Source organism: Sphingobium sp. DC-2, assembly GCF_000722555.1.
Lineage (GTDB): Bacteria > Pseudomonadota > Alphaproteobacteria > Sphingomonadales > Sphingomonadaceae > Sphingobium > Sphingobium quisquiliarum.
On sequence record NZ_JNAC01000035.1, the window covers coordinates 62,663 to 83,247 of the forward strand.

Annotated in this window: 14 protein-coding genes; 12 read left to right on the plus strand and 2 right to left on the minus strand. The window is 65.3% G+C overall.

Annotated features, from left to right (window positions below; translation table 11 throughout):
• Positions 1-77: 77 nt before the first annotated feature.
• The 11 genes from ET21_RS0106870 (at position 78) to ET21_RS0106920 (ending at position 12,630) form a co-directional block, all read left to right on the plus strand.
• The gene (locus ET21_RS0106870) at positions 78-884 is read left to right on the plus strand and encodes a division plane positioning ATPase MipZ (protein WP_021238581.1); all 807 of its coding nucleotides are present in this window, start codon (positions 78-80) and stop codon (positions 882-884) included.
• Complete coding sequence (locus ET21_RS0106875) at positions 884-1,333, plus strand: molecular chaperone DnaJ (RefSeq protein ID WP_021238582.1); 450 nt, start codon at positions 884-886, stop codon at positions 1,331-1,333. The genes ET21_RS0106870 and ET21_RS0106875 overlap by 1 nt, the downstream gene beginning before the upstream one ends.
• Before the next feature lie 20 nt (positions 1,334-1,353).
• On the plus strand, positions 1,354-2,724 hold the full coding sequence (gene pgmG / locus ET21_RS0106880) for a phosphoglucomutase/phosphomannomutase PgmG (protein ID WP_030539064.1): 1,371 nt from the start codon (positions 1,354-1,356) through the stop codon (positions 2,722-2,724).
• Between the two features lie 324 nt (positions 2,725-3,048).
• The gene (locus ET21_RS0106885; protein ID WP_030539065.1) at positions 3,049-4,347 is read left to right on the plus strand and encodes an OmpP1/FadL family transporter; all 1,299 of its coding nucleotides are present in this window, start codon (positions 3,049-3,051) and stop codon (positions 4,345-4,347) included.
• A gap of 51 nt (positions 4,348-4,398) precedes the next feature.
• Entirely contained in the window at positions 4,399-5,559 is a 1,161-nt protein-coding gene (gene ispG / locus ET21_RS0106890) for a flavodoxin-dependent (E)-4-hydroxy-3-methylbut-2-enyl-diphosphate synthase (RefSeq protein WP_021238585.1), read from the plus strand.
• 21 nt (positions 5,560-5,580) lie between these two features.
• A complete protein-coding gene (locus ET21_RS0106895; protein ID WP_037470403.1) occupies positions 5,581-6,531 on the plus strand; it encodes a DMT family transporter in 951 nt (316 codons plus the stop codon).
• A 59-nt stretch (positions 6,532-6,590) separates the two neighbouring features.
• A complete protein-coding gene (locus tag ET21_RS0106900; RefSeq protein ID WP_030539067.1) occupies positions 6,591-8,912 on the plus strand; it encodes a DNA translocase FtsK in 2,322 nt (773 codons plus the stop codon).
• Between the two features lie 322 nt (positions 8,913-9,234).
• Positions 9,235-9,873 carry an outer-membrane lipoprotein carrier protein LolA gene (locus tag ET21_RS0106905; RefSeq protein ID WP_021238588.1) on the plus strand — a complete coding sequence of 213 codons (639 nt, stop codon included), beginning with the start codon at positions 9,235-9,237 and terminating at the stop codon, positions 9,871-9,873.
• A 404-nt stretch (positions 9,874-10,277) separates the two neighbouring features.
• Entirely contained in the window at positions 10,278-11,075 is a 798-nt protein-coding gene (gene xth, locus ET21_RS0106910) for an exodeoxyribonuclease III (RefSeq protein WP_021238589.1), read from the plus strand.
• Positions 11,075-12,133, plus strand: coding sequence for a GTP cyclohydrolase II (gene ribA, locus ET21_RS0106915; protein ID WP_030539068.1), 1,059 nt, complete (start codon positions 11,075-11,077; stop codon positions 12,131-12,133). Before xth ends, ribA begins: the two co-directional genes overlap by 1 nt.
• Positions 12,130-12,630: a L,D-transpeptidase gene (locus ET21_RS0106920; RefSeq protein WP_030539069.1), complete on the plus strand. Its 501-nt coding sequence runs from the start codon at positions 12,130-12,132 to the stop codon at positions 12,628-12,630. The genes ribA and ET21_RS0106920 overlap by 4 nt, the downstream gene beginning before the upstream one ends.
• A 126-nt stretch (positions 12,631-12,756) precedes the next feature.
• Here the strand turns inward: ET21_RS0106920 and ET21_RS0106925 are convergent, their stop codons facing one another.
• Together ET21_RS0106925 and mutS are read right to left on the minus strand one after the other, a co-directional pair.
• Positions 12,757-15,519 carry a [protein-PII] uridylyltransferase gene (locus ET21_RS0106925; RefSeq protein ID WP_030539070.1) on the minus strand — a complete coding sequence of 921 codons (2,763 nt, stop codon included), beginning with the start codon at positions 15,517-15,519 and terminating at the stop codon, positions 12,757-12,759.
• A 9-nt stretch (positions 15,520-15,528) separates the two neighbouring features.
• A complete protein-coding gene (mutS, locus tag ET21_RS0106930; RefSeq protein WP_030539071.1) occupies positions 15,529-18,180 on the minus strand; it encodes a DNA mismatch repair protein MutS in 2,652 nt (883 codons plus the stop codon).
• A gap of 127 nt (positions 18,181-18,307) precedes the next feature.
• On the opposite strand from mutS, the gene ET21_RS0106935 reads away from it, so the two are divergent.
• Complete coding sequence (locus ET21_RS0106935; RefSeq protein ID WP_030539072.1) at positions 18,308-20,569, plus strand: NADP-dependent malic enzyme; 2,262 nt, start codon at positions 18,308-18,310, stop codon at positions 20,567-20,569.
• Positions 20,570-20,585 lie beyond the last annotated feature (16 nt).

Sequence of the window (20,585 nt, forward strand, 5' to 3'; positions counted from 1 at the left end):
GATTATCCTTGCTAAGGCATGGCCGGGCAAGGCGGTCAAGAATCATTGCGGCACATGAACGGGGTTATTGAGGTCCGATGGCGAACGCCCAAACGCATCATATCGTCTTCGCCAATGAAAAGGGCGGAACCGGCAAATCGACCACGGCAGTCCATACGGCGATCGCGCTGACGGCGCTGGGGCATCGCGTCGGCATGATCGACCTTGATCCGCGTCAGCGCACCGTGACCCGCTATATGGAAAACCGCGCCGAAACCGCGCGGCGGCGCGGTATCGACCTGCCCGCGCCCGACTTCACGGTGCTGAAGGGCGACAGCATAGAAGCGCTGGAGGAGGAAGCCGCGGCGGTCGCGGAGGGCAAGGATTTCCTGGTCGTGGACACGCCCGGCCGCGACGACCTGTTCGCACGGCACATGGCGGCCCGCGCCCATACGCTGGTGACGCCGATGAACGACAGCTTCGTCGATTTCGACCTGATCGGCCAGGTGGACGCCGAAACCTTCAAGGTCCGCCGCCTGTCCTTCTATTCCGAACTGATCTTCGAAGCGCGCAAGACGCGGGCGAAGGCTGATGGCGTGTCGATCGACTGGGTGGTGCTGCGCAACCGCGTCCAGCATCATGACGCGCGCAACAAGAAGCGGGTGGGCGACGCGCTGATGGAATTGTCGCGCCGTGTCGGCTTCCGCGTGATCCCCGGCCTGTCGGAGCGCGTGATCTTCCGTGAACTTTTCCCGTCGGGCCTGACCCTGCTGGACAAGGGCCATCTGGGCGATCTGGGCGTCAGCCACATCGCCGCGCGGCAGGAACTGCGTGAAATGGTGGCGGGCCTCGCCTTGCCAGCCAGGGAAGAAACCGCGCCTGTCGATCTGCTCGGCGCGGCCTGATGGGGCTGTTCGCCCTGTTGCTTGCCGGGCTTGCGGCCTGGCTCATCTGGACGGGACGGTTGCAACGCATGAGCGCCAAGGATGGCATGGCATTGGGCGTGGCGCTGGTTGGCGCGGTGATGGCGGCCAAGGGAAAGCCCCTGCTGGGCGCCCCCTTGCTGCTGGGCGCGACGCTTTTCTTCTTTGTCGAAGGTCAAAAGGGAAAGGCAAGCCGGACCAGGATCAAGGCGCAGCCCCCTTCCGGCGCGGATGATCTGGCGAAGGCGCGTGCGCTACTGGGCGTTGCGCCCGATGCCGACGCCAACGCAATCCGGGCGGCGCATCGCCGGTTGATCGCGTCCGTTCACCCCGACCGGGGCGGGACGGAGGCACTGGCCGCCCAGCTCAATGCCGCGCGCGACCTGCTGCTTGCCCAGCGCGCTGAACAGGGCAGGGCCTCGCGCCCCTAGGCGGAAGGAGGGGAGGGACCATGGCGCATCGCTTCCATCCCTCGCTGCTGCGCGAATATGACATGCGCGGCGTCTTCGGGGCGACGTTGAGCGCCGCTGACGCCTATGCGCTCGGCCGCAGTTTCGCGACCGTGGTCAGGGATAATGGCGGGTCAAGGATTGCGACCGGTCATGACGGCCGCTTGAGTTCACCGCTGCTTGAATCCGAACTGGTTCGCGGTCTTGCGGATGGCGGCGTGGACGTGCTGCGCATAGGCCTCGGCCCGACTCCAATGCTCTATTATGCCGAAGCGGTGCTGGACGTGGACGGCGGCATTCAGGTAACCGGCAGCCATAATCCCCCCGATCACAATGGCTTCAAGCTGACACTTGCGCATCAGCCCTTTTTTGGGAGCGACATCGCCCGGCTCGGCGGCATCGCCGCGACGGGAGCGTGGAGTGAAGGCGCGGGCTCGGTCGAAACCATGGACATCATGGACCGCTATGTGGCGCGCCTTGTGGAAGGGTTCGACGGCCCCGCCTGCCGCATCGGCTGGGACGCAGGCAATGGTGTCGCCGGGCCGGTGATCGAAAAGCTCGTCAAACTGCTTCCGGGTGAGCACCACACGCTTTTCACCCAGGTAGATGGCTATTTCCCTCATCATCACCCCGATCCTACGATTGACGCCAATCTGGAGGATCTTCGAACGCTTGTCCTCCAAAATAATCTCGATTTCGGACTGGCTTTCGATGGCGACGGCGACCGCATCGGCGTGATCGACGGCAAGGGACGGCCGATCTGGGGCGATCAGTTGCTGGGACTGTTCGCGCAGGTCGTGCTCCAGCAAAGGCCAGGCGCAACGATCGTCGCGGATGTGAAGGCCAGCCAGGCTTTGTTCGACCGCGTGGCCGATCTGGGCGGGCAACCACTGATGTGGAAAAGCGGGCACAGCCTGATCAAATCCAAAATGAAGCAGACCGGCAGTCCGCTGGGCGGGGAGATGACCGGGCATATCTTCTTCGCGGACGATTATTACGGCTTTGACGATGCGCTTTACGCGGCGGTCAGGCTGATCCGTGCCCTCGGCCTGCTTGGCGGCAGCGTCACTGCGCTGCGCGACGCCATGCCAGCGCTGCTCACCACCCCCGAACTTCGCTTTCCGGTGGAAGAGGAGCGCAAGTTCGCGATCATTGCCGAGATAATGGACCGGCTGCACCATGCGGGCGCCGATGTCGACCGGACGGATGGCGCACGGGTAACGACTCGTGATGGATGGTGGCTGCTGCGCGCCTCCAATACGCAGGCGGAACTGGTCGCGCGAGTCGAGGCGCGGGATCAGGCGGGGCTTGACCGGTTGATGAAGGACGTCGAGTCGCAGTTGGAAAAATCCTGCGTTCCCCTCGGGCGCTGACACCGGAACAGAAAAAACATCTGTTTTTTTCTCGATGGTTGCTGAACTGACGCTACGGAAAGCATCGGCCTGCGAAGCGATTGCATCAAACGCAACCATAGGCGCATATTTCGCATTTGCGACAATCTACGCTGCGACGCAAAAGGAACGGGCCTTTCAGGCATCCTCTCCTAAAAACTTCCAAGCCGTCCTCCGGGGCGGCTTTTTTTTGCTTCGGCGGCATGGCCGGGAAATGTGCGAACGGGAATTTAACCATGTTCGCGCTAGCGAAACGGCAGAAGCGCGGCGCCTTGCTGCCGCTCGCCAGCGTTACGAAGGAACATCATGCCCCTGCGCCGTCCCATCATTGCCAGCCTGCTAACCCTGGGAGTTTCGCTGGTGCCTGCGCCAGCCTTTGCGGGCGGCTTCTATCTACAGGAACAATCCCCGTTGGAAACTGGCCGCGCCTTGTCCGGCGGAGCCGCGGCGGCGGATGATCCATCGACGGTCTATTTCAATCCTGCGGCCATGACCGCCCTGCCCGGCACGCAGATGTCGATGGGCGGCGTGCTCCTGTCCGTCACCGCGCGCCAGAATAATATCGGCAGCAGCAGAAGCATCCCCGGCAGAGTCAGCGAAGCTGCCGTGGGCGGCAGTTCGGGCGGCAATCCCTTCGCCAGCCTGATCGCCGTCCCCAGCCTTTATGCGACCAGCGCCGTGACGGACCGCCTGTGGCTCGGCCTTGCCGTCACCGCGCCGTTCGGGCTGAAGCTCGATTATGATGCGGATTTCTTCGGACGGTATGATTCCCTGCATACCGACCTCAAAACCTATAATGTTCAGCCTTCCGCCGCCTTCAAGCTGACGGATTCGCTGTCGATCGGGGGCGGCGTGGATGTTCAATATGTTAAGGTCACGCTGACCAACGCGCTGCCCAATCTGTCGCCATTGGCCGCGGACGGGCTGGCGCGGGTGAAGGGGGACGACCTTTCCGTCGGATGGAATGCCGGGCTGTTCTACGATGGCGGCGATACCCATGTCGGTCTCCACTATCGGTCGGGCATGGACCACCGGATAGAGGGGCATTCGACGCTGTCGGGTCTTCAAGGTCCGCTCGCCGCCGTCAACGGCACCACGGATGCGACCGCGCCCCTTCATCTGCCCGATATCGCGACGGTCAGCATCATGCACCGGCTGACGCCTCGCGCACGGGCGATGCTGACGGCCCGCTGGTATAACTGGTCGGTGTTCAAGGATATCGCGATCACCTCCGGCACGGGCACGTCCGTCAAGGAAGTGCGTTATCGCGACAGCTACAGCGTCAGCGCGGGCGGCGAATATGATGTGAGTCCCGCCTTCACCTTACGCGCGGGCGCGATGTTCGATCGCACCCCGACCAATCCGCAATATCTCACCACGCGGGTGCCCGATGGCGACCGGGCGTGGCTGTCGGGCGGGGCGACGTGGAATATGTCGCCCTCGCTCGCGCTCAACCTCAGCTATGCTCATAATTTCATTGAGACCGTGACGATCCTGCGCCCGGATCACTTTTATTCGGGCGCTGCGGCCGTGACGGCCACGACGCGCTCGCGGGCCAGCGGCAATGCCGACCAGCTTGCCGCATCGCTGACGGCACGGTTTTAACCCGCGCGATAAATCACTATAGGGGCTTCATCATCCTGGAGCCCCATTTTCATGTCCGATCACAATCCCGGCCTGCGTCCCTGGCGCGACATAGCGCGGCGGCAGAGCCGTCAGATCATGGTCGGCGATGTGCCCGTGGGGGGCGGCGCGCCGGTCACGGTGCAGACCATGACCAATACGCCGACATCGGACGCGCGGGCGACGATCGACCAGATCCGGCGCTGCGAAGAGGTGGGCGTCGATATCATCCGCGTATCCTGCCCGGACGAGGAATCGACGGCGGCGTTGAAACAGATCGTCCGCGCCGCGCGCGTGCCCATCGTCGCCGACATTCATTTCCACTATAAGCGCGCGCTTGAGGCGGCCGACGCTGGCGCGGCCTGCCTGCGCATCAATCCGGGCAACATCGGGTCGGAAGCCCGCGTCAAGGAAGTGGTGGACGCGGCCAAGGCCAATGGCTGCGCCATCCGCATCGGCGTCAATGCGGGCAGCCTGGAACGCGACCTGCTCGAAAAATATGGCGAGCCTTGTCCCGAAGCGCTGGTGGAAAGCGCGCTCGACCATATCAAGCTGCTACAGGACCAGGATTTCCACGAATATAAGGTCGCGGTGAAGGCGAGCGACGTCTTCCTCGCGGTCGCGGCCTATATGCAGCTTGCCGACGCGGTCGATTGCCCGCTCCATCTTGGCATTACCGAAGCGGGCGGGCTGATCGGCGGCACGGTCAAAAGCGCGATCGGCATCGGCAATCTGCTCTGGGCCGGCGTCGGCGACACGATCCGCGTCTCCCTGTCCGCCGAGCCGGAAGAGGAAGTGCGGGTCGGCTACGAAATCCTCAAGTCGCTGGGCATCCGCACGCGCGGGGTCAAGGTCATCTCCTGCCCCAGTTGCGCCCGTCAGGGCTTCGACGTCATCCGCACGGTGCAGGCGCTGGAGGAACGGCTCCAGCATATCCACACGCCCTTGTCGCTCTCCGTCCTTGGCTGCGTCGTCAACGGTCCGGGCGAGGCGCGGGAAACCGACATCGGCCTCACCGGCGGCGGCGCGGGCAAGCATATGGTCTATCTGTCCGGCCTGACCGATCACACGGTTCAGGACGAAGGCATGATCGACCATATCGTGCGCCTGGTGGAAGCCAAGGCGGCGGAGATCGAGGCGGCCCGGCTGGAAGCCGAGACAACCGACGCTGGCCGGGCGCAGGCGGCGGAATAGCGGGTCCGGACCCGTCGCAACGTGCCGGACTCCCGCGCCTTCGCGATTCCCTTTGCCGTCTGCTGCGCGGCCGTCGCTCTGTTCGCGATCATGGACGCGACGATGAAGGGGTTGAGCCTCTCCATCGGCCTGTTCAACGCGCTGGTCTGGCGGGCGCTCGCGGGAACGCTGCTGGGCGTCGCGCTCATGCTGCTGATGCGTCAGCGCTGGCCGTCGCGGGACGTGCTGCGGCTGCATCTGCTGCGCGGGACGGTGGTGGCGGTGATGGCCAGCCTGTTCTTCTGGGGCATCATGCGCATGCCCCTGGCCGAAGCGATCGCCCTGTCCTTCATCGCGCCGCTGGTGGCTCTCTATCTCGCCGCGCTGCTGCTCAAGGAACGGATCAGCCAGCGCGCCGTGCTCGCATCGCTGCTGGGGCTCGCCGGAGTCGCTGTCATCCTGTCCGCGCGCCTGGGCGGCTCCTATGACGGCGGCGCGCTTGCGGGGGCGATCGCCGTCCTGCTTTCGGCGCTGCTGTTCGCCTGGAACCTCATCCTTCAACGGCAGCAGGCGCAACTCGCCTCGCCGGTCGAGGTCGCCTTCTTCCAGCATCTGGTGATGTTCGCCCTGTTCGCCCTCGCCGCGCTCGCAAGCTGGCTGACGCCCGCGCCCATCGCCCTTGCCGGTCTTGCCGAAAGCCTGCGGATACCGGACGCGCGGAGCTGGATGCTGGTCCTGCTCGCCACGGTTCTGGCCTTCACCTCGCTCGCGTCCTTCGCCTGGGCCTATGCCCGTGCGGAGGCGCAGTCCCTCATCCCGGTCGAATATAGCGCCTTCCTGTGGGCGGCGCTGCTGGGCTGGCTGATCTTCGGCGAGCGGCTGACTCTCTCCACCATTGCAGGGGCGGCGCTGATCGTCGCCGGGTGCCTGATCGCGGCGGGCGCTGGTCCGGTGCGACGCCGCGCGGGACGAGACGTTCGGGCGGACTCTTGACGCGGACTCCCCGCTCGGCGCATTGTGCCGAAACGGAACATTTGGGGGACATCCAAGCCATGGCGGTCAGCCGCGGAGCCAAGCGCACGCCGGAATGGCGCGAAATGCTGAAGCGCAGCCTTATTCGAAGCGGCGCGCTGATCAGCGCTATCACGCTTATGCTGGCGACATTGTTCCTGGCGCTGGCGCTGCTCAGCTTCCGTCTCAGCGACCCATCGATGATGACGGTCGCCGACAATCACGTCCAGAACATCATGGGCCTGCCGGGCGCATGGGTGTCCGCCTTCCTGCTGACCTTGCTGGGCGTGCCCGTCATCCTCCTCCTGCCGCTGCTGGCGATCACCGCGCGCCGCCTGTGGGGGGATCAGGACATGGCGGGCTGGAAGGGGCAGTTCGGCAAATGCTTCCTCGGCATCGTCCTGGTCGGCATCGGCCTTGCCATGTTCCAGCCCGATTCGCTGATCGACCTGCCGTCCGGTTGGGGCGGCCTGGTAGGGCTGGCGACCGCCAACGGCGTGCGTAGCCTCACCGCGCAGGCCCCGGCGGCGCAGGGATGGATCACCGGCATCCTCGTCGCCCTGATGCTGATCAGCGGTTTTTTCATCTGGTATCGCAGCCTGGCGCTGGAAAAGCCGATCATCGCCCTGCGGCGGCCCAGCCTGCCACGGCTGAGCCTGCCCAAGCCAAGCTTCGCGCTCGCAGGCGCCGCCCCGGCCGCGCAAGCCGAAGATGCGGAGGAGGCGGAGGATCGCGTCATCGCCCCGCGCCGCGCCGTCAGCAACGAACCCAAGCCCCCGATCAATATCCAGACGCCCAGGCCCGCACCCGCGCAACGGCAGATGGCGCCCGTGTCGCAGGACGATCTGTTCGGCAACAGCTCGCTGCCTTCCCCGGACCTGCTGAACCCCATTCCCGCGAGCCAGGGGCAAAAGATCGACAAGGCGGCGCTGGAGCGCAATGCGCGGCTGCTCGAAAGCGTGCTCGACGATTTCCATGTGAAGGGAAACATTGTCGAGGTTCGCCCCGGCCCGGTCGTCACCATGTACGAACTGGAACCCGCGCCCGGCATCAAGGCCAGCCGCGTCATCGCGCTCGCCGACGACATCGCCCGCAACATGTCGGCGCTGTCCGCTCGCGTCGCAACCATTCCGGGGCGCACCGTGATCGGCATCGAATTGCCCAACGCCAATCGGGAAGGCGTATCATTCCGCGAACTGATCACCAGCGAGCAATTCGGTCAGGAAGCGACGCTGCCCATCATCCTTGGCAAGAATATTTCGGGCGAGCCGATCATCGCCGATCTCGCGCCCATGCCGCACCTGCTGATCGCGGGCACCACCGGATCGGGCAAGTCGGTCGGCCTCAACGCCATGATCCTGTCGCTGCTCTACCGCATGACGCCGGATCAGCTGCGCCTGATCATGATCGATCCCAAGATGCTGGAACTGTCGACCTATGACGATATTCCGCATCTCCTCTCGCCCGTGGTTACCGAACCCAGCAAGGCGATCCGCGCCCTCAAATGGGCGGTGGAGCAGATGGAGGACCGCTATCGCATGATGGCGTCGATCTCCGTTCGCAACCTCGCCAACTATAATGAAAAGGTGCGCGCCGCGAAGGCGAAGGGCAAGCCGCTGGGCCGCCGCGTGCAGACCGGCTACGATCCCGAAACCGGCAAGCCGATCTATGAGGAGGAGCAGCTCGATTTCCAGCCGCTGCCGCAGATCGTCGTGGTCGTGGACGAGCTGGCCGACCTGATGATGACGGCGGGCAAGGAAGTGGAATTCCTGATCCAGCGGCTCGCGCAGAAGGCGCGCGCTGCGGGCATCCACCTGATCCTCGCGACGCAGCGTCCCTCCGTCGATGTCATCACCGGCGTCATCAAGGCGAACCTTCCCACCCGGATCAGCTTTTTCGTCACCAGCAAGATCGACAGCCGCACCATCCTGGGCGAGCAGGGCGCGGAGCAGCTGCTGGGCAAGGGCGACATGCTCTACATGCATGGCGGCAAGGGGCTGATGCGCGTGCACGGCCCCTTCGTCTCGGACGATGAGGTGCGCGTGGTGGCCGATCACTGGCGCGCGCAGGGCCAGCCCGACTATATCGCCGCCGTCACCGAAGAACCCGAAGAAGGCAGCTTCGCCCTCGACGGCGTCGACCTGGGCGATGACAGCCCCGATGCCCAGTTGTTCCGCAAGGCGTGCCAGCTCGTGTTCGAGAATCAGAAGGCGTCGACCAGCTGGCTGCAACGGCAGTTGCGCGTCGGCTATAACAGCGCCGCCCGGCTCATCGAGCGCATGGAGGAAGAGGGGCTTGTCGGCCCGCCCAACCATGTCGGCCGCCGCGAAGTGTTGCGCGATGAGAATGGCAACCCGCTTTAAGGGCAAATGAACGCCATCGTCCATTTGGTTGCAAAAAGCGCAATCGTGGTTGATCCCTTCGCATTTGCGGCAGGGACCGGATTCGGGGAAAAGGGACCTGCCTTTCAGGCATCCTCTCCTAAAAACTTCAAAGGCTGGTCTTTGGACCGGCCTTTTTTTTGCCCGGCGCTCATGTCTGCCCGCAGCAATCGCAAGTCGGGAAGACGGCGGCATCACCGTTGCTCTTGCGCCCAACCTGTCTCAAAGGGAACGAGCCAGTTCAGAGCGGGTTCAAACCGGACCCGTTACCAACCATCATCCTGAACATAGCGGAGAAGATTGCATGAAGCGCATGATTGCGCCCCTTATCCTGGGCCTGGCCGCTGCTCCTGTCCTGATGCCTGCGGCCACCGCCTTCGCGCAGCAGCAACAATCGGACCTCAGCCGGGTCAGCGCCTATATTCGCGGCGTCACCACGATGACCGCGAATTTCACCCAGACCGACCGCAACGGCCAGACGCTGACCGGCAAGCTGACGATCAAGCAGCCGGGCAAGATCCGGTTCCAATATCAAAAGGGGGTTCCCCTCCTGATCGTGGGCGACGGCAAGGCGCTGACCATGATCGATTATGAGGTGCGGCAGGTGCAGCGCTGGCCCATCGGCAATTCGCCGCTCGGCGCGCTGATCGATCCAAGCAAGGATCTGTCGAAATTCGGCAAGGTGATCCAGACGGGCGATCCGTCAGTGATCAGCGTCCAGGCCCGTGATCCGCGCCGTCCCGAATTCGGCACGATCACGATGATCTTCAAACGCGATCCGTCCGGTCCGGCCGGACTGCAACTCTACGGATGGGTGGCGCTGGATTCGCAGAACAACCGCACATCGGTGCGGTTATCCAACCAAGCCTATGGCGTGCCCGTGGCTGATTCGACCTTCCGCTGGACCGATCCCCGGCCAAAGGGGCGCGCCGCTGGCGGGTGAATTGCTCCGGGCGCGCGGTGGATGGAAAATCTGACCCGACCGTTCATCTGCCGCTCATATGAGGAGCCCTAAGAAGAAACCCACGGCGCGAGACGAAGACCGGGATTTCCCCCCTGTTACCCGGAACCCCGCTCTCGCCGCGAAGCGCTTCAAGGGCGCGATCGAGACCCCCGTTCCACGCCCCCGGAGCGGGGGTCTTACTTTGTGGCCGCGCGACGTTCAGCCCATGCGGGCCTGCGAAGCGCGATTGGCTGTGCTTCGGTGCTCACGTGCTGCAAGCACGCTGCGCGCCGGTGCTCGAAAACTTCCATTTTCGCCTCGCCCTGAGCAGCAGGACAGCATAGCCATGCCCTGCGAATGGCGCGGACTTGCGCGCCCGGTCGCAGGCTCCTAGTGGATTTCGCATGCCGCAGACACTCAGCATCGCGTCCTGGAACATCAACAGCGTCCGTGCCCGGCTCGACATTGTGGAGCGTTTCCTGACCGAGGAAGCGCCCGACATATTGTGCTTGCAGGAAACGAAGGTGGTGAACGAGACATTCCCCACCGAAATGTTCAAGCGTCTGGGTTACGTGCATCAGGTGCTGAATGGCCAGCGCATGCACCATGGCGTCGCGATCATGAGCAAGGTGCCGGTGTGGGAGGATGACCGGCTCGACTGGCAGGCCAATGGCGAAGCGCGCCATGTCGGTGTGCGGCTCGACAATGGCGTCAGGATCGAAAATGTCTATGTGCCCGCTGGCGGGGACGTGCCGGATCGCACGATCAACCCCAAATTCGGGCAGAAGCTCGACTTTCTGGAGCGGATGATCCAATGGTCGTCCCAGCTTGAGGACAAGCCGACCATACTGACCGGCGATTTCAACATCGCGCCGATGGAATGCGACGTGTGGAGCCACAAGCAGCTTCTGAACGTCGTCAGCCATACGCCAATAGAATGCGAGATTCTGGCCCGGTTGCAGCAATCCAATGATTGGGTGGACATTGGCCGCAAATTCTTTCCCGCGCCCGGACGGCTCTACACCTGGTGGAGCTATCGCGCGCGCGACTGGGCGGAATCGGACCGGGGGCGGCGGCTGGACCATATGTGGATGACGCAGGATGTGGCGGACAAGGCGGTCGGCCACCGCGTCGTCGAACCCGCGCGCGGCTGGGTCAAGCCGTCCGACCATGTCCCCATCATCACGGAATTCGCTTTCTGATGAGCGGACGCGCAGCAGCCCGCGCCATCGACGCGCTGCGGCGGGGCTGGGCCGTCACCGTCCGCGCCAGCGATGGCGCGATCCGCCTGATGGCGGTCGAAGGGGCGGATGCGATTACCCTGTCCGCCTTCGACCCTGCGGGAGAGGCCGATATATTGGTGGCGGCCGCGCGTGGCGAGACGCTGAAACTCGCCAACCAGCTTGCCGCCGCCGATCCTGACATGCCGGTGCTGATCGCCCGTGCGCCCTGGATCGACGCGGATGTGGCGATGGCGATCGCCGATCCGGTGCTGGACCTTGCATCTCCGCTGAAAGGGCCGTTCGCCGCCAAGCCGCTGGCCGCGCCGCTGGCGGCCAAGGCAGCGCTGCGGCTCGCGCGGCTGGCGGGAATCCTGCCTGCCTTCTTCGTGACGGCTGCTGGCGGCAGCGACGCAGAAGTCTCCGCCGGGGATGTGGACGCCTATGACGATGCGGCCCATCTGGCGATAGCGACCAGGGCGCGGCTTCCCGTGTCGGCCAGCGAGACGGCAGAGATCGTCGCTTTCCGCAGCCCCGACGAACCGCGCGAGCATGTCGCCCTCATCATCGGCAAGCGGGATGCTTCGCTTCCGGTCGTGCGGCTGCACAGCGAATGCCTGACCGGCGACGTGCTTGGCAGCCTGAAATGCGACTGCGGACCGCAACTGCATCAGGCGCTGCACCAGATCGCCGATTCCCGCTGGGGCGTGCTGCTGTACCTGCGGCAGGAAGGGCGGGGCATCGGCCTCATCAACAAGCTGCGCGCCTATGCGTTGCAGGATCAGGGCTTTGATACGGTCGACGCCAATGTCCGTTTGGGCTTCGCCATCGATGCGCGCGACTTTTCCGTGGCGGCGCGGATGCTGGACCTGCTGGGCGTCGGCGAAGTGCGGCTGCTCACCAACAATCCGAACAAGGTGGCGGGGCTGGAAGCCGCTGGCATCAAGGTGGCCGAGCGCCTGCCCATCATCCTTCCCGCCAACCCCCATAATCAACATTATCTCGCCACCAAGCGGGACCGCACCGGGCATCAGCTATGACCGTGATCCGCGTCGATGGCGCGGCCGGGCGGCTGCGTTGCGGCGCGATCGGCATGCCCTGCACGATCGGGCGGAGCGGCGTCTGCCCTGCGGATGACAAGCGGGAGGGGGATGGCTGCACGCCGCTGGGGCAATGGCCGGTGCGCGGCGTGCTGTTGCGGCCGGGCAAGGTTTCGCCGGACGGCCTCCGCCTCCCCTGGCGCTGGATCAGGGAAGGCGATGGCTGGTCGGACGATCCCGCCGACCCGGCCTATAACCGCCCCGTTCATCTGCCGCGCCGCTTTTCCGCCGAGACGCTGCTGCGCGACGATGACGCCTATGACGTGATCGTCGTGCTGGGCCATAATGACGCGCCGCCGGTGCCGGGCCGGGGGAGCGCGATCTTCTTCCACCTGTCGGAAGGGCGGCCGACGGCCGGGTGCGTGGCCGTGGAGCGGGCGGACATGCTCAGGCTGCTGCCGATGCTCATGCCGGGCGACGTGATGGAAATCATGTAGGCCTGGCGCGGCGTCCTTTCCATTCTCATGAGCGAAGTAGAAGGCTGTGAAGGCGTATGAGGCACTTTGCCGCACTCTTTCAAAGCTTCGACTTCACTCAGTAGAAAAGGTCCGCGCCGGGGACGTTCAGGCCCGCTCCAGCGTCTCGCCGATCACCCCGCCCGCCGCGTCCAGCAGCCTGCGCTCCAATGTCTGGAGCCGTCCCTTGCTCTCGATCTTGCCGCCCAGAAGGTCGGTCACATAGAATGTGTCCACCGCGCGTTCGCCATAGGTGGCGACATGGGCGCTGTGCACCGTGACCTTCGACTGGAACAGGGCGTTGGCCAGGCTGAACAGCAGCGCTGGCCGGTCGCGCGCATTCACCTCGATCACGGTGAAGCGGTTCGACGCCTTGTTGTCGATCAGCACATTGGGTTCGATGCGGAAGGCTTCGGCGCGGGTGCGGGGCAGGGGGCGCGCTTCCAGCTTGGTGATCATGCGATGGCGGTTCGACAGCGAATCCTCGATCGCGGTGCGGATCCGCTTCAACTGGTCGGGACTGTGGAAAGCGCCGCCCAGCGGGTCCTGCACCAGGAAATTGTCGATCGCCACGCCATCGCGGGTCGTATGGATGCGCGCGTCGATGATGTTGCCGCCCGCCAGATGGATGGCGCCGGCGATGCGGTAGAAGAGGCCGGGATGGTCGGCCGCGTAAACCGTGACCAGCGTCGCCCCGCGCTGGGGATAATATTGCGCCGCGATCGACAGCTGCGACCCGGACGACGCCAAGATATGCTGGGCATTGTGGATCAATATGTCTTCGGGCTCGGCGATCCAGTAGGATTCGGGCAGGCGCTTGACCAGATCGGCGAAGTCGGGGGCGGACAGGTCGAGCGCCATCCGCAGCGCTTCCTGCTTGGCGATGACCCGCTCCTCCCGGCCTCTTTGCTTATGGCCAAGGCGCAGCACCTCTTCGGCCGCTTCATAAAGGTCGGCCAGCAACTGCCGCTTCCAGCTGTTCCACACCCCCGGACCCACCGCGCGGATGTCGACCACGGTCAGGCAGAGCAGCAGGCGCAGGCGCTCAGGGCTTTGCACCACCTCCACGAAGTCGAGGATGGTCTTGTAATCGGCCAGGTCGCGCTTGAAGGCGGTGGCCGACATCAGCAGGTGATAGCGGACCAGCCAGGCGACCGTTTCGGTTTCGGCGGCGGTCAGGCCCAGCCGCGGGCAGAGCTGTTCGGCGACCTCCGCCCCCAATATGCTGTGATCGCCTCCGCGCCCCTTGGCGATGTCGTGCAGCAGCACCGCCACATAGAGCACGCGGCGGGAAATGAGCTTGCCCATAAGCTCGGTCGCCACCGGATGATCCTGCGCCAGTTCGCCCTTTTCGATCCGGGCGGTCAGGCCAACGGCGCGGATGGTATGCTCGTCCACCGTATAATGGTGGTACATGTCGAACTGCATCTGGGCGACGACGCGGCGGAAATCGGGAATGAAGCGGCCGAAGACGGTGGACTCGTTCATCCAGCGCAGCACCGTTTCAGGATCGCGCGGCGATGTCAGCACATCCATGAAGGCGGCATTGGCGCGCGGGTCGCGGCGGACCTTCGCCGTGATCAGGCCAGCGTCCCGGCTGGCCGCGCGCATGGCGCTGGGGTGGATGGCCAGTCCATGGCGGTCCGCCAGCGCGAAGATTTCCAGCAGCCGGACCGGATCAGCCTGAAAGAAATCGTCGCTGGGCAGGGCAAGCCGCCCGCGATCGAGCACGAACCCGTCCAGCTTCTTGGGCCGCCGGAAGAGGGAGGGGATATAGCGGCGTCCCTTCGCCCCCAACTGGTCATCCAGATGGGCCAGGAACACGGCGGTCAGGTCGCCCACCGTCTTCGCATTGAGGAAATAATAGCGCATGAAGCGCTCCACCCCCGAACGGCCCTGCCGCCCGGTGAAGTGCATGCGCGTCGCCGTTTCCAGTTGCAGGTCGAAGGTCAGCCGGTCCTCGGCGCGGCCGGTGATCATGTGCAGGTGGCAACGCACCGCCCACAGGAAATCTTCCGCCTTCTGGAACTGCCGCAACTCGCTTTCGGTCAGCAGGCCCACATCGACCAGCTGGTCCACGGACGGCACGCGATTCACATATTTGCCGATCCAGAACAGCGTGTGCAGGTCGCGCAGCCCGCCCTTGCCTTCCTTCACATTGGGTTCGACCACATAGCGGCTGTCCCCCATCCGCCGGTGGCGCTCGTCGCGCTCCTCCAGCTTTTCGGTGACGAAGGCGCGCGCCGTGCCCTGCATGATTTCGGTATCGAAGCGCCTGGTCGCTTCTTCATAAAGGGCGCGGTCGCCCCAGATATAGCGCGCCTCCAGCAATGCGGTGCGGACGGTCAGGTCGGATTTCGCCATGCGGATGGTTTCGTCGAGCGACCGGCTGGAATGACCGACCTTCAGGCCCAGGTCCCACAGCGAATAGAGCATCGATTCGATGACCTGCTCGGTCCAGCCGGTGGGTTTCCAGGGGGTGAGGAAGGCGATGTCCACGTCGCTGTGCGGGGCCATTTCGCCACGCCCATATCCGCCGACCGCCAGCAGCGCCAGCCGCTCCCCGGTGCTGCGGTTGCCCGCGGGATAGAGGTGATGGGTGGTGGCGTCGTACAAAAGGCGCAATATCTGGTCGATCAGGAAGGCGAAGGCCGTAACCGCCTCCCGCCCCTTGGTCGGCCGCGCCTCAAGGCGGCGGGCGACTTCCTGCCGCCCGGCGTCGAGAGCGTCCTTCAGTTCCGCGACGATCAGGCCGCGCAGCATCATCCCATCGCCCCGATGCGCCTGCGCCAGGGCGTTGATGCGGTCGGAAATCGCGCGGCGGTCGATGATCGCCCGGCGTGATCCCAATGTGGGAAACTGCATGACCATGGGGCTTATCTAGTCCTCGCCGGATGCGGCGGCCAGTTGTTTCAACCGATATAATTGATCGAGCGCGTCACGCGGGGACAAGGCGTCGATATCCATCGCCTCCAGCGCGTCGCGCAGCGGATCGCTTTTCTCTTCCTCCAGCGCGGCGGCGGCGGCGAACAGCGGCAGGTCGTCCAGCCCCGCCGCGATGCCCCCGGTCTTCGCCTTGCCCGCCTCCAGCCGCGCCAGCACGTCCTTGGCGCGCTTGAGCACGGGCGCCGGAAGCCCCGCCAGCCGCGCTACGGCAAGGCCATAGCTGCGATCCGCCGGACCTTCCGCCACTTCATGCAGCAGGACGAGATCGCCCTTCCATTCGCGCGCGCGGACATGATGGAGCGACAAGGCTCCCAGCGTTTCGGCAAGCCGCGTCAGCTCATGATAATGGGTGGCGAACAGGCAGCGGCACCGGTTGATCTCATGCACCGCCTCCACCACCGCCCAGGCCAGCGCCAGACCGTCATAGGTGGATGTGCCGCGCCCCACTTCGTCCAGGATCACGAAGCTGCGCTCCGTCGCCTGGGCGAGGATGGCGGCCGTCTCCACCATCTCCACCATGAAGGTCGAACGGCCGCGCGCCAGATTGTCCGACGCGCCCACGCGGCTGAACAGCCGGTCGACCAGCGTCATGGTCGCCGACTGGGCCGGAACATAGGACCCCGCCTGCGCCAGGATGATGATCAGCGCATTCTGCCGCAGGAATGTGGACTTGCCGCCCATATTGGGGCCGGTGACAAGCCAGAGCCGGTCAGCCGCGCCAAGGCGGCAATCATTGGCGATAAAGGGCTGGCCATCCCGGCGCAGCGAATCCTCCACCACGGGATGGCGGCCGCCGATGATTTCCAGGCAGGGGCCTTCGCCCTCGGCCGGAAGGAAGTGGGGCCGCGCCCAGCCACCCTCCGCCGCGCGTTCGGCCAGCGCGGCGGCGACGTCCAGCCGGGCAAGCGCGTCCGCAGCCAGCGCAATCTCCGCCTTGCGATCTAGGACCGATGCGACCAGCTCCTCCAGATGCGCGGCCTCGGCGATCAGGGCGTGCGCGCCAGCCTGCGCGACGCGCCCCGCCTGTTCGTGCAGGTCCACCGAATTGAAGCGCACCACGCCCGCCAGCGTCTGCCGGTGGGTGAAGCCGCTTTCGGGTTGCATCAGCGGGTCGGCCGCGCGCGCGGGAACCTCGACATGATAGCCAAGGACGCCATTGTGGCGGATCTTGAGGCTGGAGATGCCGGTCTGCTCGCGATATTTGGCCTCCAGCGCCGCGATGGCGCGCCGCCCGTCGCCCGCCAGACGGCGCAGTTCGTCCAGTGCGGGGTCATAGCCATCGGCGATATAGCCGCCGTTCGCCGTTTCCGTCGGCGGGCTGGGCACCAGCGCGCGGGACAAGGCATCCACCAGCGCGCCATGGCCGTCGAGTGCGGGGAGAAGCTGTTGCAGCATCGGCGGCAGGTCAGGCAAGCGCGTCAGCCGCTCACGCAGCACCCGCCCTTCGCCAAGGCCGTCGCGCAACTGGCCAAGGTCGCGCGGGCTGCCCCGGCCGATGGCGACGCGGCCCAGGGCGCGGCCGATGTCCGGCAAGGCGCGCAACGCCGCGCGCAATTGATCGCGCAGGATGGGATCGTCGTGGAAAAGCTGGACCAGCCCCAGCCGCGCCTCGATCGCGGCCTGATCCATCAGCGGCGCGGATATGTCCTGCGCCAGCAGCCGCGCGCCCGCGCCCGTCACGGTGCGGTCGATCGCGCCTAGCAGGCTGCCCGCGCGCGCGCCGCTCATGGTCGCGGTGATCTCCAGGCTTTCGCGCGTCGCTGCGTCGATCGCCACATGCGCGCCGCTCGCCTTGCGGACCGGCGGCGCCAGGAAGGGCAGGGTGCCCTTGCCCGCATGGTCGAGATAGCTGATCAGCCCGCCCATGGCCGACAATTCGGCCCGGCTGAACTGGCCGAAACCGTCCAGCGTCGCAACGCCGAACAGCTTTTTCAGCGCGGCTTCGGCGCGGCTGCTGGAAAAGGCGGCGCGGTCGAACGGATGCGCCTCCGCCAGGCCGATCTCCAGCCCTTCTGGCACCACGATCTCGCTTGGCCGCAATCGCGCCAGTTCGGCGGGCAGGTCAGCCGCCGCAAGCGTCAGCGTTTCGAACCGTCCGGTGGAAATGTCGGCAGCGGCAATGCCGGCTTCGCCCGATGCGTCGCCGCCGGTCCGGCACAGCGCCACCAGCATGTTGTCGCGCCGGGAATCGAGCAGCGTCTCCTCGGTCAGCGTGCCCGCCGTCACGTAGCGGACGATGGCGCGGCCGACGAGCGCCTTCGACCCGCGCGCCTTGGCCTGCGCTGGCGTTTCGGTCTGTTCGGCTATGGCGACGCGGTGGCCCGCCTTGATCAGCCGGGCGAGGTAGCTTTCCGCGCTGTGCACCGGCACGCCGCACATGGGGATGGGCGCCCCGCCATGCTCCCCACGGCTGGTCAGCGCGATGTCAAGCGTCGCCGCCGCCGCCTTCGCATCGTCGAAGAACAGTTCGAAAAAATCCCCCATGCGGTAAAAGAGCAGGCAATCCTGCGCCTCCGCCTTGAGCGAAAGATATTGCGCCATCATCGGCGTCGGCTGCGAGGGGGCAAGATCCTTCGGCGCGGGCATCACTCCCAAGCCGATAGCCTTATGCACCCGATGAGGGAATGCGCGAAAAAAGCCCTTCTCGCGCTTGCCCACAAGCACGCCATGACGCTAGGGCCGGGGAGATCAGAGAAACCGGATGGATGGGACTATGGCCGACAAGTCGAATGTGGAATTTTCAGAGCGCGAGGCGCTGTTCTTCCATTCGACCGGCCGGCCGGGCAAGATCGAGATTATCGCGTCCAAGCCCATGGCGACGCAGCGCGACCTGTCGCTGGCCTATTCCCCCGGCGTCGCCGTGCCGGTGCGCGCCATCGCCGAAGATCCGGCGACCGCCTATGACTATACGGCCAAGGGGAATCTGGTCGCGGTGATTTCGAACGGCACCGCCATTCTGGGCCTGGGCAATCTGGGCGCGCTGGCGTCCAAGCCGGTGATGGAGGGCAAGGCGGTGCTGTTCAAGCGCTTCGCCGACGTCGATTCCATCGACATCGAGCTGAAGACCGAGGAGGTCGACAAGTTCATCGACGCGGTCGAACTGATGGAGCCGAGCTTCGGCGGCATCAACCTTGAGGATATCAAGGCGCCCGAATGCTTCATCATCGAACAGACGCTCAAGGAGCGGATGAACATCCCCGTATTCCACGACGACCAGCATGGCACCGCCATCATCGCGGCGGCAGGCGTCATCAATGCCGCGATGCTGACCGGCCGCGACTTCAAGGACATGAAGGTGGTGGTGAATGGGGCGGGCGCCGCCTCCATTTCCTGCACCGAGCTGATCAAGGCGATCGGCGTGCCCCACGACAATGTCATCATGTGCGACAGCAAGGGGGTCATCTATCAGGGCCGGACCGAAGGCATGAACCAGTGGAAGTCGGCGCATGCGGTGAAGACCGGCGCGCGCACGCTGGGCGAAGCGATCAAGGGCGCGGACGTGTTCCTGGGCCTGTCCGTCGCGGGCGCGGTCAGCCAGGACATGGTGAAGGACATGGCGGACAGGCCGATCATCTTCGCCATGGCCAATCCCGACCCGGAAATCGCGCCGCCCGACGTGCTGGAGGTCCGCCCGGACGCGATCGTCGCCACGGGCCGGTCGGACTATCCCAACCAGGTCAACAATGTGCTTGGCTTCCCCTTCATCTTCCGCGGCGCGCTCGACGTGCGGGCGACCGGGATCAACGAGCCGATGAAAGTTGCCGCCGCCCATGCGATCGCCGAACTGGCGCGCGAGCAGGTGCCGGAGGAAGTGGCGAAGGCCTATGGCCGTTCGCACAGTTTCGGCCCGGACTATATCATCCCCGCGCCCTTCGACCCGCGCCTGATGGAGGTCGTTCCCGCCGCCGTCGCGCAGGCCGCGATGGAAAGCGGCGTCGCGCAAAAGCCGATCGCCGACATGGCCGCCTACCGCCAGTCGCTGAAAGCCCGGCTCAACCCCACTACATCGGTCCTGACCACCGCCTATGAAGTGGCCAAGGCCAATCCCAAGCGCGTGGTCTTCGCCGAAGCGGAGGAAGAAGTGGTGCTGCGCGCCGCGATCCAGTTCCGCGACCTTGGCTATGGCACGCCGGTGCTGGTCGGGCGGCATGATGTGGTCGACAAGCTCAGGGCGCTGGGCGTGCGCGACCCGGAAAGCTTCGAACTGCACAACAGCGTCAATTCGCCGCTGGTGCCGGAGATGGTGGACACGCTTTACGCCCGGTTGCAGCGGCGCGGCTATCTGCGCCGCGATTGCGAACGGATGGTGAACCGGGATCGCAACATCTTCGGCGCGCTGCTGGTCACCATGGGCGTCGCCGACGCGATGATCACCGGCATGACCCGTCCCTTTGCCCAGACGCTGCGTGAGGTGAAGCGGGTGATGGACCCGGCGCCCGGCCGCACGCCCTTCGGCATCCATGTCATCGTGTCCAAGGACAAGACCGTGTTCCTGGCCGACACCACGGTCAATGAACGGCCATCGGCTCACGAACTGGCCGACATCGCTGAGGGCACGGTCGCCGTCGCCCGCCGCATGGGGCATGACCCCCGCGTCGCCTTCCTGTCCTATTCCAATTTCGGCAATCCGCCCGGCGCGCATCTGGAAAATGTGCGCGACGCCATCAAGGTGCTCGACGGGCGCGATGTCGATTTCGAATATGAGGGCGAAATGACGGCCGACGCGGCGCTCAATCCCGCCGTCATGAAAAATTATCCGTTCAGCCGCCTGTCGGGCCCGGCGAATATTCTGGTCATGCCGGGGCTGCAATCGGCCAATATCTCCGCCAAGCTGTTGCGTGAGGTGGGCGGCACGACCATGATCGGCCCGATGCTGGTCGGCATGGACAAGTCCGTGCAGATCGCGACCATGGCGTCGAACGCATCGGAACTGTTGACGCTGGCGGTGCTGGCATCGGCGGGCGTGGCGCTTTAGGTCCGGGAAGACGGAA

Bases quoted from the DNA above. Each gene is read 5' to 3' on its own strand.
- ET21_RS0106870 (WP_021238581.1), top strand. From the start codon at position 78: ATGGCGAACGCCCAAACGCATCATATCGTCTTCGCCAATGAAAAGGGC.
- ET21_RS0106875 (WP_021238582.1), top strand. From the start codon at position 884: ATGGGGCTGTTCGCCCTGTTGCTTGCCGGGCTTGCGGCCTGGCTCATC.
- pgmG (WP_030539064.1), top strand. From the start codon at position 1,354: ATGGCGCATCGCTTCCATCCCTCGCTGCTGCGCGAATATGACATGCGC.
- ET21_RS0106885 (WP_030539065.1), top strand. From the start codon at position 3,049: ATGCCCCTGCGCCGTCCCATCATTGCCAGCCTGCTAACCCTGGGAGTT.
- ispG (WP_021238585.1), top strand. From the start codon at position 4,399: ATGTCCGATCACAATCCCGGCCTGCGTCCCTGGCGCGACATAGCGCGG.
- ET21_RS0106900 (WP_030539067.1), top strand. From the start codon at position 6,591: ATGGCGGTCAGCCGCGGAGCCAAGCGCACGCCGGAATGGCGCGAAATG.
- ET21_RS0106905 (WP_021238588.1), top strand. From the start codon at position 9,235: ATGAAGCGCATGATTGCGCCCCTTATCCTGGGCCTGGCCGCTGCTCCT.
- xth (WP_021238589.1), top strand. From the start codon at position 10,278: ATGCCGCAGACACTCAGCATCGCGTCCTGGAACATCAACAGCGTCCGT.
- ribA (WP_030539068.1), top strand. From the start codon at position 11,075: ATGAGCGGACGCGCAGCAGCCCGCGCCATCGACGCGCTGCGGCGGGGC.
- ET21_RS0106920 (WP_030539069.1), top strand. From the start codon at position 12,130: ATGACCGTGATCCGCGTCGATGGCGCGGCCGGGCGGCTGCGTTGCGGC.
- ET21_RS0106925 (WP_030539070.1), bottom strand. From the start codon at position 15,519: ATGGTCATGCAGTTTCCCACATTGGGATCACGCCGGGCGATCATCGAC.
- mutS (WP_030539071.1), bottom strand. From the start codon at position 18,180: ATGCCCGCGCCGAAGGATCTTGCCCCCTCGCAGCCGACGCCGATGATG.
- ET21_RS0106935 (WP_030539072.1), top strand. From the start codon at position 18,308: ATGGCCGACAAGTCGAATGTGGAATTTTCAGAGCGCGAGGCGCTGTTC.